Annotated in this window: 3 protein-coding genes; 1 reads left to right on the forward strand and 2 read right to left on the reverse strand. The window is 67.5% G+C overall.

Features of this window, described 5'->3' with window-relative positions:
- Positions 1 to 572: diacylglycerol/lipid kinase family protein (locus ELR45_RS38190; protein ID WP_240759814.1), on the forward strand; the 572-nt coding region annotated here is incomplete at its 5' end.
- A gap of 96 nt (positions 573 to 668) precedes the next feature.
- On the opposite strand, the gene ELR45_RS17435 is transcribed toward ELR45_RS38190, so the two are convergent.
- Together ELR45_RS17435 and ELR45_RS17440 are read right to left on the reverse strand one after the other, a co-directional pair.
- The gene (locus tag ELR45_RS17435) at positions 669 to 1,925 is read right to left on the reverse strand and encodes a sugar ABC transporter permease (RefSeq protein WP_129667518.1); all 1,257 of its coding nucleotides are present in this window, start codon (positions 1,923 to 1,925) and stop codon (positions 669 to 671) included.
- Positions 1,922 to 2,716 carry an ATP-binding cassette domain-containing protein gene (locus ELR45_RS17440; protein ID WP_129667519.1) on the reverse strand — a complete coding sequence of 265 codons (795 nt, stop codon included), beginning with the start codon at positions 2,714 to 2,716 and terminating at the stop codon, positions 1,922 to 1,924. Before ELR45_RS17440 ends, ELR45_RS17435 begins: the two co-directional genes overlap by 4 nt.
- Positions 2,717 to 2,770: the final 54 nt, after the last annotated feature.

The following is a 2,770-nucleotide window of genomic DNA, read 5'->3' on the forward strand; positions in this document are numbered from 1 at the left end:
CTCTGCGAGAGGGCCGGAGGCACCCGCTCGGTCTCGGCCGGCTCAACGGACGCTACTTCACGTTCGCCGCGGGTTTCGGGCTGGACGCCGACGTCGTTCACGCCGTCGAAGATGCTCGTGCCACGGGCCGCAAAGCCACGAACGCGCTGTACGTACGTACGGCGTTGCGACGCTACTTCGCCCAGTCGGACCGCAGGCACGGAACCATCACGTTCGAGTCCGCCGACGGCGAGTCCGTCAGCGGCCTGGCGGTCGCGATCATCAGCAACTGCTCGCCGTGGACGTACCTCGGGAACAGGCCGCTGCGTCCCACCCCCGGCGCCGATTTCAACGGCGGGCTTGATGTCTTCGGCCTCACCAGCCTCGGCCTGGTCTCCACCCTGTCGTCGCTCGCGCTGATGACGACGCAGCGCGGTCCGCGGGGCCGCCGTGTCGTGGCCCTGCATGACCAGAACACGTTCATTCTGCGCTCCAGCAAGCCGCTGCCTGCGCAGGTCGACGGCGACTACATCGGCGAGCGCGAAGCCGTCACAATCGATTCGGTGCCGAACGCGATCGGCGTCGCCTACTAGGCGCCATCACCGGGTGCCACGCCACGCATGCTGCCCGACGCCACCGCCCGTAGCGGGCGGTGCGTCGGGCAGGACCCTCGCCCGCCGGCCCGTGCCCTAGACCCGGCCGGTTGCGGCGGCGCGCCGTCGTGACAGCGCGTCGACGGAAGCCGCGAGCAGTAGGACCAGCGCGGTGACGATGAACTGGACAGCCGAGCGTGACGTGATGAGCGGCAACCCGTTGGCGATCACGGCGACCACCAGTCCGCCGACAACGGCATCCCGGACGTTGCCCTTCCCGCCGAACAGTGACGTTCCGCCGATCACGGCGGCGCCGACCGCGAGCAGGAGAGTGATCGAGCCGCCAGTGCTCGGCGAGACGGAATGGTCGCGAGAGACGAACAGAATTCCCGCGATAGCCGCCATCGTCGAGCAGATGACAAAGCACATGATCTTCACTCGTTGCACGTCGATGCCGGCCCGCCGGGCGGCCTCGACGCTGCCGCCGATGGCATAGACGTGCCGGCCGAACGACGTCCGGGTCAGCAGGAAGGTCAGCCCGACCAGGAAGACGGCGGCGATCGGCACGATCACGGGGACGCCGCGCAGGGAGGTCAGTTGCGGGTTGACGCTGCGTTCCTGGTTCAGGATGGCGAGCGCGGCGCTCAGCAGGACGGCCAGGGCGCCGATCTTGAACACCAACACAGACCTCGGCTGCACCGGCAGACCGGCCCTGGTCCGCGTTCGAGCGCCGAGCACGGTCACCAGGCCATAGCCGCCGACCACGAGGGCGGCTAGCACCCAGCCCAGCGCCGGGGCCAGGTTGCTGTTCATGATCGCCAGGATGGTGTCGTCACGGACCGGGATCGTCCCGCCCTCGCCGATCACCCACAGCATGACGCCTTGCAGGCCGAGGAAGTACGCCAGCGTCACCACGAACGACGGCACGCCCATCCTGGCCACGATCAGGCCCATGGAAAGACCGATGACCGCGCCGGTCAGCAGGCAGGCCAGGATAGTCAACGGCCAAGGGAAACCGCGCTGGGTGAGCAACACGGCCAAGATGGCGGCGGCCGCTCCTGCCGTCACGCCGGCGGACAGGTCGATCTGCCCGAGCAACAGGACGAACACGAGGCCCATCGCGATAAAGACGATCATCGCGCTCTGGTTGAGCAGGTTCGCCGCGTTGAGGGCGGTCGCGAACCTGTCTGGACGCATGATCGAGAAGAAGACCACCAGTGCCAGAAAACCGAGGACCGCGGGGAGCCCACCGATCTCGCCGCCCCGGACCCGGGAGACGTAGCCGTGCACGGCCTCGCGGACGGAGCTCTGCTCGACGCTCGCCTCGTCGGTGTCGATGACCGGAGTGCTCATACCATCGCCTCCTTGCTCTCGGTTGCCGACAACCCGAGCTCGCCGCTGCGACCCGCAGTGATGAGCTCGACTACTTGAGCGTGCGTCACGTCGGCAGCCCGAACCTGTGAGACGAGCTGGCCCAGGTACAGCGTGGCTATCCGATCGGCCACTTCGAACACGTCGGTCATGTTGTGCGAGATCAGGATGACGGCCAAGCCCTTCTCCGCAAGCCTGCGCACCAGGTTCAGCACTTGCTCGGTCTGGGCGACGCCAAGTGCGGCCGTCGGCTCGTCCAGGATGACCAGCTTGCTGTTCCAGAGCACTGCCCTGGCGATGGCCACGGTCTGCCGCTGCCCGCCGGACAGGCTCGCCACCGGCATCCGGACCGACTGCAGCGTGCGAACCGACAGCCCGTGCAGCGTCTCGGTAGCGCGCTTCTCCATGGTCGTCTCGTCCAGCATCATGCCGGCTCGCAGCTCGCGGCCGAGGAACATGTTGTGCACGACGTCGAGGTTGTCGCACAGGGCGAGGTCCTGATAGACGACCTCGACTCCGAGGTCATTCGCGTCCCTCGGGCTGTGTACATGGACCGGCCGGCCCTCGAACATGTAACTGCCCGAGTCGAAGACGTGGCTGCCGGCGATACACTTGATCAGCGTCGACTTACCGGCCCCGTTGTCGCCCACCACGGCAGTGACCTCACCGGCGTAGACGTCGAGGTCGATGTCCTTGAGGACGTGCAGGACCCCGAAGGTCTTGTTGACGGCGCGTAGACGCAGCAGCGGCTGCTGGTCAGTGGATCGTGTCACCTGGTTCTCGCTCCTTACGTGTGGCCGGGGCCCAGGCGCACGCCGCCCGGGCCC

Source organism: Phytoactinopolyspora endophytica (assembly GCF_004138495.1).
GTDB classification, from domain to species: domain Bacteria; phylum Actinomycetota; class Actinomycetes; order Jiangellales; family Jiangellaceae; genus Phytoactinopolyspora; species Phytoactinopolyspora endophytica.

Excerpts from the sequence above, each read along its gene's own strand:
- ELR45_RS17435 (WP_129667518.1), bottom strand. The coding sequence starts at position 1,925 with ATGAGCACTCCGGTCATCGACACCGACGAGGCGAGCGTCGAGCAGAGC.